This window comes from Actinoplanes siamensis (assembly GCF_016862395.1).
Taxonomy (GTDB): Bacteria; Actinomycetota; Actinomycetes; order Mycobacteriales; family Micromonosporaceae; genus Actinoplanes; species Actinoplanes siamensis.
On record NZ_BOMW01000050.1, the window covers coordinates 24,524 to 39,636 of the forward strand.

Consider the following 15,113-nt stretch of genomic DNA (forward strand, 5'->3'; position numbering starts at 1 on the left):
GTCAAACGCCGATACGTGCCAGCACCGCGTCACCCAGCTCACGCGGCGCCTGTTCGGGCACCCAGTGGCTGACCCCGCGCATCGCGACCAGCTGGTAGTCGCCGCGCACCCAGTCTGCGGCGCGCAGGGCGGCGGTCAGCCCGACCACGCCGTCGCGGTCGCTCCAGACGTACGTGGTGGGCACGGTGATCTGGCCGAGGTCCGCGACGTCCGCCGACCGGAAGGCGCGGTACCAGTTGAGCGCGGCGGTCAGCCGGCCCGGCTCGCGCATCGCCTTGACGTAGAGGTCGGCCCGCGGCCCGAGCGGCCCGAGCATCCGGCGCATCACCAGCGCGCCGCCGCCGAGCAGCAGCCTCTCCGCCACCGGGCTGCGCAACACCCGGGTGTAGGCGAACCGGGCGCGCTGCGACGGGCGGACCCGCAGCGCCATCAGCAGCGCCCGAGGGTGCGGCACCGAGATCGCGGTCAGCGTCCGCACCCGCTCCGGGTGGCGGCCGGCGACCAGCCAGGCGACGATCGCGCCCCAGTCGTGCCCGACCAGGTGGGCGGACTCCAGGTCCAGGGCGTCCAGCACCGCCGGCACGTCGGCGACCGCCTCGCCGATCCGGTACGGGCCCACCCCGGACGGGCGCGCGCCGGGCGAGTAGCCGCGCTGGTCCAGCGCGTACGTCCGGAGTCCGGCCGCGTGCAGCCGGGGCAGTAGCGGATCGAACTCCCGATGGTCCTGCGGGAAGCCGTGCAACAGCAGCACCGGCTGCCCGTCGGACGGCCCTGACGCGGTCACCTCGAACGTCAGGCCGCGAGCCTTGACCTCCATGTGAGAACCACCTCCCTGTGCCAACACGTCTAGCTGGTGTTAGCGTCATCGAAACACAACGAAGCTTTTCCGCGACGGTGGAGACCCGCGCGTCACTCACGTGATGCCCGGGATCGAGGCGGGTCCGCGGGCGAGCTCCGATCCGACAGGGGAGCGCACAGCGCTGAGAGTGCGGCCACGCCGCAGACCCTCGTACCTGATCTGGGTAATGCCAGCGCAGGAAGTTCGGTCCTCTCCAGCCGCGCCATGCTACGACGCATGGCGTGCGTCTCCTCCCGGTATCCGCTGGGAGGCGCATATGAGAAGCAGCTGGCGCACGATAGACATCGTGATCGCCTCGGTCATCGCCGTCGCGTTCGGCGTGATCTTCTGGGCCTGGGACGCCGTCTGGGCGGCCACCGAGAACGCGTTCGTGTTCTTCCCGCCGGCGCAGGCCGTCCTCTATGGGATGTGGTTCCTGCCGGCCGTGCTGAGCGGGCTGATCATCCGCAAGCCGGGCGCCGCGTTCTTCACCGAGACGGTCGCCTCGATCATCTCGGCGCTGCTCGGCAACAAGTGGGGCGCCACGGTGATCGTGCAGGGCGCGGCGCAGGGCCTGGGCGCCGAGCTGGCGTTCGCGTTCTTCCGCTACCGCGTCTTCACGCTCCCCGCCGGGCTGCTCTCCGGCGCCCTGGCCGGCCTGGTCGCGGCGGTCTTCGACTGGTTCGTCTGGACCTACGCCTACCAGCTGTGGAGCTACCGCGTCCCGTACGCGCTGATCACCGTCGTCAGCGCCACGGTGATCGCCGGTGCGGGCGCCTGGCTGCTGGTCCGGGCCCTGGCCCCGACCGGCGTCCTGGACCGGTTCGAGGCCGGTCGGGAGCGAGCCCTCATCTAGATGTCCGAAGTTCATCTGCGGGGGTTCGGGTGGCGGCACGCCGGCCGCCGCGCCTGGGCGGTCCGCGGGCTGGACCTGACGGTCCGGCACGGCGAACGGGTGCTGCTGCTCGGCCCGTCCGGCGCGGGCAAGAGCACCCTGCTCGCCGCGCTGGCCGGACTGCTGCCGGAGGACTCCGGCGAGGCCGGGGGCACCATCGAGATCGACGGGCTGGACCCGCGCAAGGCCCGGGACCGCACCGGCATCCTGTTCCAGGACCCGCAGACCCAGCTGGTGATGGCCCGCTCCGGCGACGACGTGGCGTTCGGCCTGGAGAACCGCGGCCTGCCCCGGGCGGAGATCTGGCCGCGGGTGGCCGAGTCGCTGGAGCGCGTCGGTTTTCCGTACGACATCTCCCGGTCCACCGCCGCGCTCTCCGGCGGCGAGGCGCAGCGGCTGGCCCTCGCCGGGGTGATCGCGCTGCGCCCCGGCCTGCTGCTGCTCGACGAGCCGACCGCCAACCTGGACCCGGCCGGCGCCGCGTTGATCCGTGACGCGATCGCGCGGGCGGTCGGCCCGGACACCACGCTGATCATCGTCGAGCACCGGGTCGCCGAGGCGTTGCCGCTGGTCGACAAGGTGGTGGTGATCGAGCCGGGTGGCGGCGTGCGTGCCCAGGGCACGCCCGCAGAGGTCTTCGCCGCCTACGGCGAAGACCTCGCGGAACACGGCGTCTGGGTGCCGGGTTGCCGCATCGCCGCGCGGCCGTCCCGGGTTGCGCCCACCGACGAGCTGGTACGTGCGGAAGCGGTCACCATCCCGGGCCGCCTCCCCGCCGTGACGCTCACCGTCCGGGCCGGCGAAGTGGTCGCGGTCACCGGGCGCAACGGCGCCGGCAAGTCCACCCTCGCGCTGGTGCTCGGCGGTCTGCTCGCGCCGGTCGCCGGGCGGGTCACCGGGTTCGGCGATCGCCGGCCGCCGCACAGGTGGCGGGCCCGGACGCTGACCCGGCGGATCGGCTCGGTCTTCCAGAACCCGGAGCACCAGTTCGTCACCGGCCGGGTCGCCGACGAGCTGGCCCTCGGGCCGCGCCGCCTCGGCAGGCCGCCCGCCGAGGTCCGCCGGACCGTGGACACGCTGCTGCAGCGGCTGCGGCTGGAGAAGCTGGCGGCGGCGAACCCGTACACGCTCTCCGGCGGCGAGGCCCGGCGGCTGAGCGTGGCCACCGCGCTGGCCACCGCGCCGCGGCTGCTGGTGCTCGACGAGCCGACGTTCGGGCAGGACCGGCGGACGTGGCTGGAGCTGGCCGACCTGATCGCGGAACTCCGCGACGAGGGGCACGGGATCGTGGCTGTCACCCACGACGGGGACTTCGTCCGTACCGTCGCCGATCGCACCTCGGTCATCGGCGGACCCGCCGGGGAGGAGCGGCCTTGACCGTCACCGCCGCCGCACCGCTGGCGCGCCGCAATCCGGTAGCCAAGCTGGGCGCCGCGCTGCTGTTCACGCTGCCGCTGGTGGCCACACTGGACCCGGTGACCCCGGCCGTCGCGCTGGCCGTGGAGCTGGTCGCGCTGCCGTTCTTCGGCGTGCGGCCCGGGGTGCTCGCCCGGCGGGCGTGGCCGCTTCTGATCGCCGCTTTCGGGGTGCTGGTGAGCATGCTGCTGTTCGCCGCCGACCGCGGCGGCGCCCTGCTCGTCTCGCTCGGCCCGCTGGACGTCACCACCGGCGTGCTGTCCGCCGCCACCGGGCTGGTCCTGCGCATCTTCGCCGTCGCGCTGCCCGGCATCGTGGTGTTCACCACCACCGATCCGACAGACCTGGCCGACGCCCTGGTGCAGAACGCCCGCGCGCCGGAGCGGTTCGCGGTCGGCGCGCTGGCCGCGTTCCGCCTGATGCCGCTGCTCGGCGACGAGTGGCGGATGCTCACCGTGGCCCGGCGCGCCCGCGGCGCGGACACCGGCCGCGACCCGCGCGCCTTCGTGTCCACCGGGTTCGCGCTGCTGGTCGGCGCGCTGCGGCGCGGGGTCCGGCTGGCGGTGGCGATGGACGCGCGCGGCTTCGACTCGGGGATCCCCCGCACGCACGCCCGGGTGTCCTCGTTCACCCGGGCCGACCTGGCCCTGCTCGTCGTCTCCGGGCTGGCGTCCGCGGCGATCCTGACCCTCGCCGTCGCCACCGGATGGTTCCGCCCGATCATCGGTTGACCGCGTGTTCGCCGGCCGGACACCACCTCGACAGTGGACGTTGACCTGCTCCCGCGAGGGTGGCGCTCATGGGTCATGGCCACGATCACGATCACTCTTCCGCGGCGGCTGCCGGGGCCGGCGTCCCCGAAGCCGTGGATCTGAGCATCCCGGACAGCGAACTCTCCCCCTCCGACCACTCGCGGCGCGACTTCCTGCGCGGGGCCGGCCTGCTCGGCGCGGGCGCGGCAGCCGCGTCGGTCTTCGGCCGGCCGGGCGCCGCGGAGGCCGCCGGCCTTGCGCACACCCACGACCACCAGGGCGGCGGCAACGTCCAGGGCGGGTTCCGGTGGCTCGCCGGCGACCACCACATCCACACCCAGTACAGCTCCGACGCGCAGTACCGGGTGCTGGACCAGGCCCGGCACGGTCACGCGTACGGCCTGGACTGGCTGGTGATCACCGACCACGGCAGCGCGGCGCACGCCAAGATCGGCGTGGACAAGGTCAACCCGGACATCGTCAAGACCCGCTCCGAGATCCGCGACCTGCTCACCTTCCAGGGCCTGGAGTGGAACATCCCGGGCGCCGAGCACGCGACCGTCTTCGTCCACCCGGGCAGGCACGAGGTCGACGTCCTGAAGAGGTTCGAGAACGCGTACGACGGCTCGCTGCTGCCGGCCACCAACACCGCGGCGCAGAACGAGGCGATCGCCATCGAGGGCATCAAGTTCCTCGGTGAGCAGGTCGAGCAGCGCAAGGTGGAGGGTGCGCTGTTCCTGGCGAACCACCCGGCCCGGCGCGGCATCGACTCCCCGCACGAGATCCGCAACTGGCGCGACGCCGACCCGACCGTCGCGATCGGCTTCGAGGGCGCGCCCGGCCACCAGGCCGCCGGCATCCCCGCCCCGAACGGCCGTGGCGGCGCCCGGGGCTACTACGACAACAATCCGTCGGCCGCGTCGTTCGCCGGCTACCCGCTGGAGAGCTACCGCACCTGGGGCGGCTTCGACTGGATGACGGCGACCGTCGGCGGCCTCTGGGACAGCCTGCTCGCCGAGGGCAAGACCTGGTGGATCACCGTCAACTCGGACTCGCACGTGGTCTACCTGGACCAGTCGGCGCAGGGCGCGAACAGCGACTTCAACGCCAACGGCAAGTACAACGACCCGGAGTACACGGGCCAGCCGCTGATCACGGCCGGCGACTTCTGGCCGGGCTACTACGGCCGGACCAACGTGGGCGCCACGTCGTTCTCCTACAAGTCGGTCATGGACGGCCTGCGCGCCGGACGCGTCTGGGTCGACCACGGCCGGCTGATCAAGGGCTTGGACGCCCGGGTCCGGCAGACCGGCGACCGCCGCGCGCACACCGGCACCCCGCTCGGCGGCGTACTGCGGGTCAAGCGGGGCACCTCGACCGAGCTGACCGTCGACATCGGCCTGCAGGACACCCCGAACTGGGCGACCTTCATCCCGCGCCTGCGCCGGGTCGACGTCATCGCCGGCACGGTGACCGGGCCGGTCTCCGACCGGGACAGGTTCACCGCCCCGAACACCAAGGTGGTCAAGTCCTTCGAGATCGGCAAAACCAGCGGCTCGGTCTCGCTGAGCTTCGACCTGGGCCGCCTGGACAAGCCGTTCTACGTCCGGCTCCGCGGCACCGACGGCAACCGCACCCAGCCCGGCCTGCTCGGCGCCTCGACCGACCCGTACGGCCCCGAGCTGGACGTGGTGGGCGACGCCGACCCGTGGGGCGACCTGTGGTTCTACACCAACCCCATCTGGGTCCTCCCCCGATGACGAACGGGATCGCGGCGGCCGGCTCCCCGGCCGGCGCCATCCCCGGCGTGGCAGCGGTCCCGGCCTCCTCCGGCGGCGTCGCCCGCATCGTCGGGGTGAGCCTGGGCCACCGCACCCTGGCCGAGGCCGACCACTGGATCCAGGAGCTGGCCCCGGCTCCGGTCCTGGCCTGCACGCACCTGGTGCAGGTCCCGTTCCCGCACGTCGCGATCAGCCTGCTGACCTCGGAGCCGGTCCGCACCGACCCGGCCCTGCGGGCCGCCGCCGACGCCGCGGCCGGCGGCCCGGCCGGCCGGGCCGTGCTGTTCCCGGGCAGCGCCCGGCTGACCGGCTCGCTGACGGTGAGCGAGATCCTGCAGCGCAGCTCGATCGCCCGGGTCGAGGTTCTGGGCGGCGGCGCGGCCACCCCGGACGCGCTCGTCGACACCGGGGACTTCGTCCGCCCGCAGTTCCGCTCCGGCGAACTGGTCCTGGTCACGACGCCGGCCGCGGGAGACCGCCTGGTTCCCTTCGAACGCCGCGACCCGACTCCCTGCTGCGCCGCCCACTGATCCTTGAATCCGGCGTTCCAGCCGGCTTCCGTCAGAGGAAACCTTCCGGCAGGCACCCGATGGTGACTTGAATCGATCAACGCTTGCGCCTAGTCTAGGCGCGGAGCAAGATGCTGTACGCACTCTCCCGGAAACCACGAAGGTGAGGATCAGGCCTTCGCAGCCCGATCCTCACCTTCATCGCCCGGAGGGGCGCTAGAGAAGCAGTTCGACCAGAGCGGTGGCCCCGGCGATCACAGTCGCCAGTCCACCGAGGACGACCCCCGCGGTCCGGAGGTATTCGATGATCACCGCATGTCTGCCCGGCCCACTCCCAGTGCCGGTGGCAACCTCCGCGTAGGCCGGGACGACTTCCGCGAAGCTGTCAAGGGCAGCGTCAGGCCGCGAACTCTCCGGCTCCGGCTGTCGTAGGCTCATGCCGAATCCTTTCTCTCATCGGGGAGGCGGGTTCACAGCGGCGGCCCCTCCGGCATGAGGGGCCGCCGCGCCACGAATATGCATGATTCCGGCTTCCAGATGTTTCCCGCCTTTCGCGCCAGGTCGGGGCGCATGTGCCGATGCACGTGCATTTGCAAGTACCCCTGACGCCTCTCGATGGAGCATATTCACTTTGCGCCTCGCCGGTCGACGTCACTCAAAGTAAGCGGCTACCGGAGAGGGTGAGGGAGAGCGGCGTCTGCACGTGCATCGGATCGCGCAGAATGCCCCGCCGCTTCCAGGAAACTTGCAGATTCCATCGACACTTGCGTATCTGACCTGCTCCGGCGCGTGCCACTCTATGTAACGAGCGCGGAAAGACGGACCACAACACGCCTGCCGAGTTCGGAGGCAACGGCACGGGACTCCCGAACGCAGTCGATGAGATTCACCCGTGAGCGCCGGAGGGGTCCCCCGATCGGGTGCATCTGGGGCGGTTCGTCTCCGGCTGAGGGTTACCGAGCCGGCCACGATCTTCGGGGATGTCGCCGGCCGGGGAACGTGTACCGCGACAACGAGGTGCGGCCGCGACGCGCCGGGTGATCAGCGCCGCCTCCTCGGGCGGCGCTGATCAGGAGACGGCTGAACGCGTCACAGGACGTAGGTGGCGATCATCTGGCTGAGCTGGCGGATGTCGACGTTGCGCTTGAACTCGAGCCGGACCTTGCCCAGGCCGCTGTACCAGAGGTCAAGCTCGGTGTCCCGGTCCAGGCTGCCGGCGGTCTCCACCGAGAAGGCCTGGATCCTGCTGTACGGCAGCGACGTGAAGTCGGTCTTCGAGCCGGTGATGCCCTGGACGTTGACGGCGATCAGCCGCTTGTTGGTGAAGACCACGAAGTCGCGGACCGAGCGGAACGCGAAGACGATCTGCTCGCCCTGGATCAGGAACGGCGCGACCTGCGGGTACAGCTCACCCGGGTCGCACGGGTTGAGCTTGAAGACGGAACCGTTGGCGAAGTCGATCACAATGGGCGACCCTATCGGCCGAGGAGCGCCGCCACCTCGGCGGCGAGCTTGGTGGTGGCCTCGATCTCGGCCTTGCGGATCGACACGCTCTCCACGTTGAAGCCGTACGGCACGCCCAGGTGCTCGCAGAAGTCCCGCAGGTCACGGGCGATGTCGAGGCAGTGCTTGTACGACTCGGCGAGCGGGTCCGGCGAATGCCGCAGCGAGTTCTGCAGCCAGCGCGGCACGTCGACGCCGAGCCAGCGCAGGAACTCCAGCGTCTTGAGCGATCCGCACAGCGACAGCGTGAAGATCATCGTCCGGGGTCGCACACCCCGTGCCCGGCACTCGTAGTAGTAGTCGGAGATCAGGTTCTTGGTCTCGTTGACGTGGTAGACGACCTGCGAGATGAAGAAGCCGGCGCCGCGCTCCTGCTTGGCCAGCATCCGCAGGTGCTCGTCCCGCCGCTCGCCGATCGCCACCGCGCCGAGCGGCAGCTCCGGGCGGATCTCGCCACGCAGCTCCTGGGCGCGGCGCAGCCCGGTGCGAACCGCCTTGCCGCCGGACGACGGGCCGACGAAGACGCTGAGCACCCGCTCCGGGTCCGCGTCCCGCATCCAGTCGCACAGCTCGTCCTCGCCGTACTTGCCGACGCACCGGTAGATGATCACCGGCTCGGCCCAGGCGCTCAGGTGCGTCTCGTAGTAGCGCACCGGGTCGAGCGTGGCGAGGAACGGGAACGGCCGCTCCTCCGGGTTGCGGTCCGACTCGTCGTCGATGTCGTACAGGATCAGCCCATCCAGATCGAGGCCGCCGAGCCGCTCCAGCGTCACCTCGGCGATCTCCTTGATCCGTTCCTCGGAGGTGCTGCGCTTCGGCGGCGTCACACTGAACAGCAGCACACCACTGCGCGCATCGGCCAGCATTTCCGGCAGTCGGGCACGAGTCATGGACCCCACCTTAGAAACCGCTCGCCCACCGCACCCACGACCGCCCATCGTTCCCGCCAGTCGAACAACCAGACTAGTCGTACGCATCGATCAACTCGATCGGCATCAACTCCGACGCCTGATCGACGGCCGGCGGTGCGGCGCGGGGCCCCGCCGTACGCCTGCGAAAATCGACACCATGCTGATCGCCTTCTCTGTCACGCCGATCGGGGTCGGTGACTCCGTCGGCGACGCCGTCGCCGAGGCCGTGCGCGTCGTCCGGGCCTCCGGGCTGCCCAACCGCACCGACGCCATGTTCACCACGATCGAGGGTGAGTGGGACGAGGTGATGGCCGTCGTCAAACAGGCCGTCGACGCCGTCGCCGCGGTGGCGCCACGGGTCAGCCTCTCGCTCAAGGCCGATGTCCGGCCCGGCGTGACCGGCGCGCTGACCGCCAAGGTGGAGCACATCGAGCGGGTGCTGAACCAGCCATGAGCCATGAACCGGGCGCCGGGCCGGCCCTGCCGTCGGGAGCGGGCACCGAACCGGCCATGGGCCCCGCAGCGGATGCCTCGCCAACCGTGACACCTGGAAACGAACCGGCCACGACGCCGGGAGCGAGCGCTCGGCCGGCCGGCAGGCGACTGGTGATGTGGGACATCGACTACACCCTGCTGCGTGGCGGTGGAGTCGCGGCCCGCGCCTGGAGGACCGCGTTCACCGAGGTCACCGGAGTGCCCTGGCGCGACGAACCGATCTTCGGTGGCCGCACCGACCTGGACATCTGCAGCGGGGTCTTCGCCGCGCACGGGGTCACCGACTGCACGCCGGAACGGTTCTTCGCGCGGTACGTGGAGATCGTCGGCACGGTCGGGCACGAGTTCGCCGAGCAGGGCGAGCTGATGCCCGGAGTGCGGGAGGTGCTGGCCTGCCTCGCCGGCCGGCCGGACGTCGTGCAGACCCTGGTCACCGGCAACGTCCCGGAGGTGGCCGCGATCAAGGTGAACGCGTTCGGGCTGGCCGGCTCGTTCGACATCGAGGTCGGCGGTTACGGCACCGACGACAGCGTGCGGGCCACCCTGGTCCGCCGCAGCCTGGAGCGGGCCCAGGCCAAGTACGGCGAGGTGTTCCACCCCGTGGTGATCGGCGACACCGTGCACGACGTGACGGCGGCGCTGGCCAACGACGCGGTGGCGATCGCGGTGGCCACCGGCGCCACACCGGCGGCCGACCTGGCCGCCGCCGGCGCGCACGTGGTCCTGCCGGACCTCAGTGATCTGGCGGCCGCGGTCCGGGCCCTGGCCGGTTGACCACGGAACCAGAGGCCCTCTCGCGGATCACACGGGGCTGCGGCGTGGTCCGCGGACGGGGCCTGGAACTCGCCCCGCCCTCGTGTGATCCGGGAGGCGCTAATCCGGGCGCAGCTCCGGCGGGAACCCGGTCCACCGCAGCTCCGGCGGCAGGTGACTGATGTCGTTGAACATGATCAGCCGTGGTTTCTGCCCGGGGAAGTAACGGATCAGGGTCAGCCCGGCGTTGCACGAGTGGAGCCCGCGCCACCGGTCCTCCGGCGCCTCCAGGGCGTCCCGCACGAACCACGCCACCTGGAAGGCGTGCGTCACCACCAGTTCGTGCGTCTCGACAGCGGCCGGCCCGGTGAACCGGTCGATCATGGCGGCCGAGTTCGCCGGGGTGGGGAACTGGTCGTCCAGCTCCCCGGCGGCGTGCAGCGGGACGTCCGGCAGGTGCGCGGCGATCAGCGTGGCGGTCTGCACCGCCCGTGGGAGCGGGCTGTGGAAGATCGCCGAGACGGGCACGCCGGCGAGCCGCTCCCCGAGGAGGGTGGCCTGCTGCTCGCCGTCCCCGGTGAGCCCGGTCTCGTCCTCGTTGGAGAACGCGTGTCGGGCGATCCACAGGTGCCGGACCTCGTTCATCGGGCCGCGGCTCACTCCGGGCTGACCGGGTTCGGCAGCGCCCCGCCGAAGCGCCGGTCCCGCTGGGCGTACAGCTCGCAGGCGTACCACAGGTGGCGGCGGTCGAAGTCGGGCCAGAGGGTGTCCAGGTAGACCATCTCCGCGTACGCCGACTGCCAGAGCAGGAAGTTCGACGTCCGCTGCTCGCCGGACGGCCGCAGGAACAGGTCCACCTCCGGCACCTCGGGGTGGTACAGATACTTCTGGATGGTCTTCTCGTTGACCTTGTCGGCCTTGAGCCTGCCGGCCGCGACGTCCCGGGCGATGGCCGCGGCGGCGTCGGCGATCTCCGCCTGGCCGCCGTAGTTCACGCAGAACTGCAGGGTGAGCGTCTTGTTGTGCTTGCTCATCTCCTCGGCGGTCTGCAGTTCGGAGATCACGCTCTTCCACAGCCGGCCGGAGCGGCCCGACCAGACCACCCGGACCCCGAGGTCGACCAGCTGGTCGCGGCGGCGGCGGATGACGTCGCGGTTGAAGCCCATCAGGAAGCGCACCTCGTCGGGAGAGCGCTTCCAGTTCTCGGTGGAGAAGGCGTAGGCCGACAGGTACGGGATGCCGAGCTCGATGGCGCCCTCGATGGCGTCGAAGAGCGAGTGCTCGCCCTGCTCGTGCCCCTTGGTGCGGGACAGCCCGCGTTCCTTGGCCCAGCGGCCGTTGCCGTCCATCACGATCGCCACGTGCCGCGGGAGCGCGGCGGCGGGCAGCTCGGGTGGGTGGACGCCGGAGACGTGCGGGGTGGGCGGACGCGGGCTCACGGTTTCAACTCCCGTCGATCGACAAGCGGCAGCGAGCGTAGCGAGCGCTCCATGTGCCATTGCAAGTGGGCGGCGACCAGGCCGCTGCACTCCCGGCGCACCGAGGGGGCGGACCCGTCGGCGACCCGCCAGTCGCCGGCGGTCAGCGCCGCCATCAGGCCCAGGGTGGCCGGGCTGGGGTGGGCCGCGCCGGGCGGCCGGCAGTCCGGGCAGACCGCGCCGCCGGCCGGGACCGCGAACGCCGCGTGCTGCCCGGGGTCGCCGCAGACGGCGCACTCGGTGAGCGCGGGCGCCCACCCGGCGAACGCCATCGCGCGCAGCAGGTAGGCGTCGAGCACCAGGCTGCCCGCGTGCTCGCCGGCGGCGAGCGCCTTGAGCGCGCCCAGGGTGAGCTGGAACAGCCGCAGCGCGGGCTCCCGCTCGACGGGGGTGAGCCGTTCGGCGGTCTCGCAGATCGCGCTGGCCGCCGTGTACCGCGGATAGTCGGTCAGGAAGCTCTTGCCGAACAGGTCCAGCGCCTCGACCTGGCTGACCGAGTGCAGCGAGCTGCCCACCCCCTCGGGGGAGCCGGCCAGCTGCAGGTCGATGTGCCCGAACGGCTCCAGGCGGGCGCCGAAGCGCGAGGTGGTGCGGCGCACCCCCCGGGCCACCGCGCGCAGCCGGCCGTGCCGGCGGGTCAGCAGCGTGACGATCCGGTCGCTCTCGCCCAGTTTCTGCACGCGCAGCACGACCGCGTCGTCGCGGTAGAGGTGGCGGCGGTATCCAGCAGCGGGCACCCCGCCATTCTGCCCGGTGCGTACGACAAACCCTGACCCGGATCTCAGGGTCGACTCGGGGACGGGACTGATGGTGCTCGGTGCCCACCCGGAAATAGCGTCAGGCCATGAGCCGTACAGCTGCCCTGATTCTCGCCGTCGCCTCGGTCGCCGCCCTGGCCGGCTGCGACGGCGCGGTGGGCGCCAAGATGACCTTCGCCGACACCGAGAAGACGAAGATCACCGACATCGTGTTGAGCGGCGGCAGCGGCGATGTGATGGTCACCACGGGCAACGTCACGGAGACCCACATCAAGCGCACGATCCGCGGCGGCAACGGCTCCGCCGCGGCGTACCGGATCTCCGGCGGCACGCTCACGCTGACCACCGACTGCGGTTTCGACTGCAGCATCTCGTACGAGATCCAGGCGCCGACCGGCGTGAAGGTCAGCGGCAACCTGCGTTCCGGCGGCGTGGCCCTGACCGACGTCGGCCCCGTGGACCTGACCGTCACCTCGGGCGACGTGATGATCGACGGCAGCAGCGCCCCGGTGAAGGTCAAGGCGACCTCGGGCAGCGTGACGGTGTCCCGCGCGCCCGGCGTGACGCTGGAGGCCACCTCCGGCGACCTGGTCGCCCGGGAGATCTCCGGCCCGGTCGACGCCCGGGTCACCTCCGGCAATCTCGACCTGCAGCTGGTCAGGCCGGCCCCGGTGACCGCGTCGGTCTCCAGCGGCGACCTGATGCTGATGGTGCCCGAGGGCAGGTACCGGATCAGCGAGCACACCGCCGGCGGCGACGCCGAGATCGACAGCGCGCTGATCAGCGACCCGGACTCGCCGAATGTGCTGGATCTACGCGCGCGAAGCGGCGACCTGACCGTCGGCATCCGGTAGCCGGGCGGGGGCCGGCGAGACCGGCACGGGGAGGCGGCGGCCCGGCAGCAACGCCGGCCGCCGCCCGGCCGCCACGTCCTCCACCCAGCCGGCCAGCGCCAGCGCGACGCCGAGCAGCACCACCACGGCAGCGAACCGCCAGCCCAGCCCGACCGGCCCGGTGATCGGCAGGTGGTGCCGCTCCCCGAACTGGGTGACCGCGACCAGGATCGGGATGTGCCACAGGTAGATGCTCAGCGCCCGGGAGTTCAGCACGGTCAGCACCCGGTGCTCCCGGACCATCGGCGAACAGCTCAGCGCGACCAGCACGAAGGCCGCCGACCAGAGCGCGTTGCCGATCGGGATGTCGTTGAGGTCGTAACCGCGCGGCCCCGGGTGCGTCACGACCCAGAGCATCCCCGCGACCGCGAGGGCTGCCGCGATCGCGATCATCACCTTGCGCGGGACGCGCCTGAGGTGACCGTCGTGGTGGGCGAACCCGAGCAGCCACGCGCCGCCGTAGAGCGCCAGGTCGTGCGCCACGTTCACGACCTTCGCGCCGGTCAGCTCCAGGACCAGCAGCACAGCGTACGGGACGAGCACCGCGACCAGCGGGATCCGCCGGAACACCGGCAGCGCCAGCGGCGAGAGCAGCACGAACCACAGGAAGTCACGCAGATACCAGGCGTGGCTCAGCGACTCCATCCACCAGCCGGTGGCCTCCGGATCGACCAGGGGAAAGCCCCAGAGCAGCAGGTGTACGTCGAACGGGGTACCGGCGATCAGCATCGCCGGTACCGCGATCAACAGGGCGAGCACCCACAGCGAGGGCAGCAACCGGCGCAGGCGGCGCTCCACCGCCCATACCCCGAACCGGTCCAGTGACGCCGCCATCAGCGACCCGGCCAGCGCGAACATCACGGACATCGCCGGGAACACGATGGTCAGCGCGGCCCAGCCGGTGAGGTGATAGATCACCACCCGGACGGTGGCGATCGCGCGGAGCAGGTCGAGGTACCGGTTGCGCATGGCCAACCGTGTTACCCGGTTTTACGGTTGAAGCGCAAATTCGGTGAACTATTCCATAGTAAGAGAATGTCCAACTATCGAGCTAGAAACCGAGTTTGCGGAGCTGCTTCGGATCACGCTGCCACTCCTTGGCGACCCGGACGTGAAGATCCAGGTAGACCTTGGCACCCAGAAGTCGCTCGATCTCCACACGCGAACGCGAGCCGACCTCCTTGAGCCGTGCCCCACGGGTCCCGATCACGATCGACTTCTGGCTGTCCCGCTCCACGTAGATGTCCGCGAAGATCCGCGTCAGGTTGCCCTCGACGAGCATCTCCTCGACCAGCACGGCGATCGAGTGGGGCAGCTCGTCGCGCACCCCCTCCAGCGCCGCCTCGCGGATCAGCTCGGCGATCAGCATCTGCTCCGGCTCGTCGGTGAGCACGTCGTCCGGGTACAACTGCGGCGACTCCGGGAGGTGACGCACCATCACGTCGGTCAGCGTCTCCACCTGATGCCCGGAGACCGCGCTGACCGGGACGATCTCGGCGAAGTCGTACAGCTCGGAGACGGCCAGCAGCCGCTGCGCCAGCGTCTGCGGATCGACCAGGTCCACCTTGGTCACCACCGCGATCACGGTGGCCTTCAGCTCGCTGATCTCGGACGAGATGAACCGGTCGCCGCGCCCCACCGGCTCGTCCGCCGGGAAGCACACCCCGATCACGTCGACCTCGCTCCAGGTCTCGCGCACCAGGTCGTTGAGCCGCTCGCCGAGCAGCGTCCGGGGCCGGTGCAGACCCGGCGTGTCGACCAGCACCAGCTGCGAGTCCGGCCGGTGCAGGACGCCACGGATCACGTGCCGGGTGGTCTGCGGCTTGCTCGAGGTGATCGCGATCTTCTGGCCGACGATCGCGTTGGTCAGGGTGGACTTGCCGGCGTTCGGCCGCCCGACGAAACAGGCGAAACCCGCCCGATAGACGCCGTCGTCCCTCCGGTCCGACGACGCCGCCTTGTGCCGGTGCACCCGCTGCGGCCTGCTGTCGGGCCGGCTTTCCGAGGTGCCGGTACGGCCGTCGGCACGCCCACCGCGGGCGGAACCCGGCTTCCCGGCACGACTGTCGCCCCGGCCCGCCGTGGCGCCCGCGCCCGCGCCGGACCCACCGGTCGCGCCCCGCTCCCCGGA

17 protein-coding genes and 1 riboswitch are annotated in these 15,113 nt (G+C 71.4%); of the genes, 8 read left to right on the forward strand and 9 right to left on the reverse strand.

What is annotated here, in order from left to right:
- Position 1: 1 nt before the first annotated feature.
- Positions 2–817, reverse strand: a complete 816-nt coding sequence (locus Asi03nite_RS24775; protein WP_203682852.1) for an alpha/beta fold hydrolase — start codon at positions 815–817, stop codon at positions 2–4.
- A 137-nt stretch (positions 818–954) separates the two neighbouring features.
- Positions 955–1,058, forward strand: a riboswitch (TPP riboswitch).
- Between the two features lie 57 nt (positions 1,059–1,115).
- On the opposite strand from Asi03nite_RS24775, the gene Asi03nite_RS24780 reads away from it, so the two are divergent.
- The 5 genes from Asi03nite_RS24780 (at position 1,116) to Asi03nite_RS24800 (ending at position 6,212) form a co-directional block, all read left to right on the forward strand.
- Positions 1,116–1,694, forward strand: coding sequence for an ECF transporter S component (locus Asi03nite_RS24780; protein ID WP_203682853.1), 579 nt, complete (start codon positions 1,116–1,118; stop codon positions 1,692–1,694).
- Positions 1,695–3,110 carry an ABC transporter ATP-binding protein gene (locus tag Asi03nite_RS24785; RefSeq protein ID WP_203682854.1) on the forward strand — a complete coding sequence of 472 codons (1,416 nt, stop codon included), beginning with the start codon at positions 1,695–1,697 and terminating at the stop codon, positions 3,108–3,110. It abuts the gene before it with no gap.
- Positions 3,107–3,880 carry an energy-coupling factor transporter transmembrane component T family protein gene (locus Asi03nite_RS24790; RefSeq protein WP_203682855.1) on the forward strand — a complete coding sequence of 258 codons (774 nt, stop codon included), beginning with the start codon at positions 3,107–3,109 and terminating at the stop codon, positions 3,878–3,880. Before Asi03nite_RS24785 ends, Asi03nite_RS24790 begins: the two co-directional genes overlap by 4 nt.
- A 68-nt stretch (positions 3,881–3,948) precedes the next feature.
- Positions 3,949–5,661, forward strand: a complete 1,713-nt coding sequence (locus Asi03nite_RS24795) for a twin-arginine translocation signal domain-containing protein (protein WP_203682856.1) — start codon at positions 3,949–3,951, stop codon at positions 5,659–5,661.
- Positions 5,658–6,212, forward strand: a complete 555-nt coding sequence (locus Asi03nite_RS24800; protein WP_239102901.1) for a hypothetical protein — start codon at positions 5,658–5,660, stop codon at positions 6,210–6,212. Before Asi03nite_RS24795 ends, Asi03nite_RS24800 begins: the two co-directional genes overlap by 4 nt.
- A 195-nt stretch (positions 6,213–6,407) precedes the next feature.
- Here the strand turns inward: Asi03nite_RS24800 and Asi03nite_RS24805 are convergent, their stop codons facing one another.
- The 3 genes from Asi03nite_RS24805 to Asi03nite_RS24815 form a co-directional block, all read right to left on the reverse strand.
- Complete coding sequence (locus Asi03nite_RS24805; protein WP_203682857.1) at positions 6,408–6,629, reverse strand: hypothetical protein; 222 nt, start codon at positions 6,627–6,629, stop codon at positions 6,408–6,410.
- A 651-nt stretch (positions 6,630–7,280) separates the two neighbouring features.
- On the reverse strand, positions 7,281–7,655 hold the full coding sequence (locus tag Asi03nite_RS24810; RefSeq protein WP_203682858.1) for a PH domain-containing protein: 375 nt from the start codon (positions 7,653–7,655) through the stop codon (positions 7,281–7,283).
- Positions 7,656–7,666: 11 nt separating this feature from the next.
- The gene (locus Asi03nite_RS24815; RefSeq protein ID WP_203682859.1) at positions 7,667–8,584 is read right to left on the reverse strand and encodes a methylenetetrahydrofolate reductase; all 918 of its coding nucleotides are present in this window, start codon (positions 8,582–8,584) and stop codon (positions 7,667–7,669) included.
- 178 nt (positions 8,585–8,762) lie between these two features.
- Here Asi03nite_RS24815 and Asi03nite_RS24820 point away from each other — a divergent pair, with 178 nt between their 5' ends.
- Positions 8,763–9,059, forward strand: a complete 297-nt coding sequence (locus Asi03nite_RS24820; protein ID WP_203682860.1) for an MTH1187 family thiamine-binding protein — start codon at positions 8,763–8,765, stop codon at positions 9,057–9,059.
- A gap of 155 nt (positions 9,060–9,214) precedes the next feature.
- Positions 9,215–9,874 (forward strand): HAD family hydrolase, encoded by a 660-nt coding sequence (locus Asi03nite_RS24825; RefSeq protein WP_203682861.1) that lies wholly within the window; start codon positions 9,215–9,217, stop codon positions 9,872–9,874.
- 99 nt (positions 9,875–9,973) lie between these two features.
- On the opposite strand, the gene Asi03nite_RS24830 is transcribed toward Asi03nite_RS24825, so the two are convergent.
- Genes Asi03nite_RS24830 through recO form a run of 3 tightly spaced genes read right to left on the reverse strand, consistent with a single transcriptional unit; the run spans position 9,974 to position 12,068 of the window.
- Complete coding sequence (locus Asi03nite_RS24830) at positions 9,974–10,498, reverse strand: histidine phosphatase family protein (RefSeq protein ID WP_203682862.1); 525 nt, start codon at positions 10,496–10,498, stop codon at positions 9,974–9,976.
- A gap of 11 nt (positions 10,499–10,509) precedes the next feature.
- The gene (locus Asi03nite_RS24835; protein ID WP_203682863.1) at positions 10,510–11,292 is read right to left on the reverse strand and encodes an isoprenyl transferase; all 783 of its coding nucleotides are present in this window, start codon (positions 11,290–11,292) and stop codon (positions 10,510–10,512) included.
- Positions 11,289–12,068, reverse strand: coding sequence for a DNA repair protein RecO (gene recO, locus Asi03nite_RS24840; RefSeq protein ID WP_203682864.1), 780 nt, complete (start codon positions 12,066–12,068; stop codon positions 11,289–11,291). The genes Asi03nite_RS24835 and recO overlap by 4 nt, the downstream gene beginning before the upstream one ends.
- 107 nt (positions 12,069–12,175) lie before the next feature.
- Between recO and Asi03nite_RS24845 the strand changes: the two genes are divergently transcribed.
- The gene (locus Asi03nite_RS24845; protein WP_203682865.1) at positions 12,176–12,943 is read left to right on the forward strand and encodes a DUF4097 family beta strand repeat-containing protein; all 768 of its coding nucleotides are present in this window, start codon (positions 12,176–12,178) and stop codon (positions 12,941–12,943) included.
- Here Asi03nite_RS24845 and Asi03nite_RS24850 read toward each other — a convergent pair.
- Both Asi03nite_RS24850 and era read right to left on the reverse strand, forming a co-directional pair.
- Positions 12,902–13,951 carry an acyltransferase family protein gene (locus Asi03nite_RS24850; protein WP_203682866.1) on the reverse strand — a complete coding sequence of 350 codons (1,050 nt, stop codon included), beginning with the start codon at positions 13,949–13,951 and terminating at the stop codon, positions 12,902–12,904. The two genes, Asi03nite_RS24845 and Asi03nite_RS24850, sit on opposite strands and share 42 nt — an antisense overlap.
- Positions 13,952–14,033: 82 nt before the next feature.
- A complete protein-coding gene (era, locus tag Asi03nite_RS24855) occupies positions 14,034–14,954 on the reverse strand; it encodes a GTPase Era (protein WP_203682916.1) in 921 nt (306 codons plus the stop codon).
- Positions 14,955–15,113 lie beyond the last annotated feature (159 nt).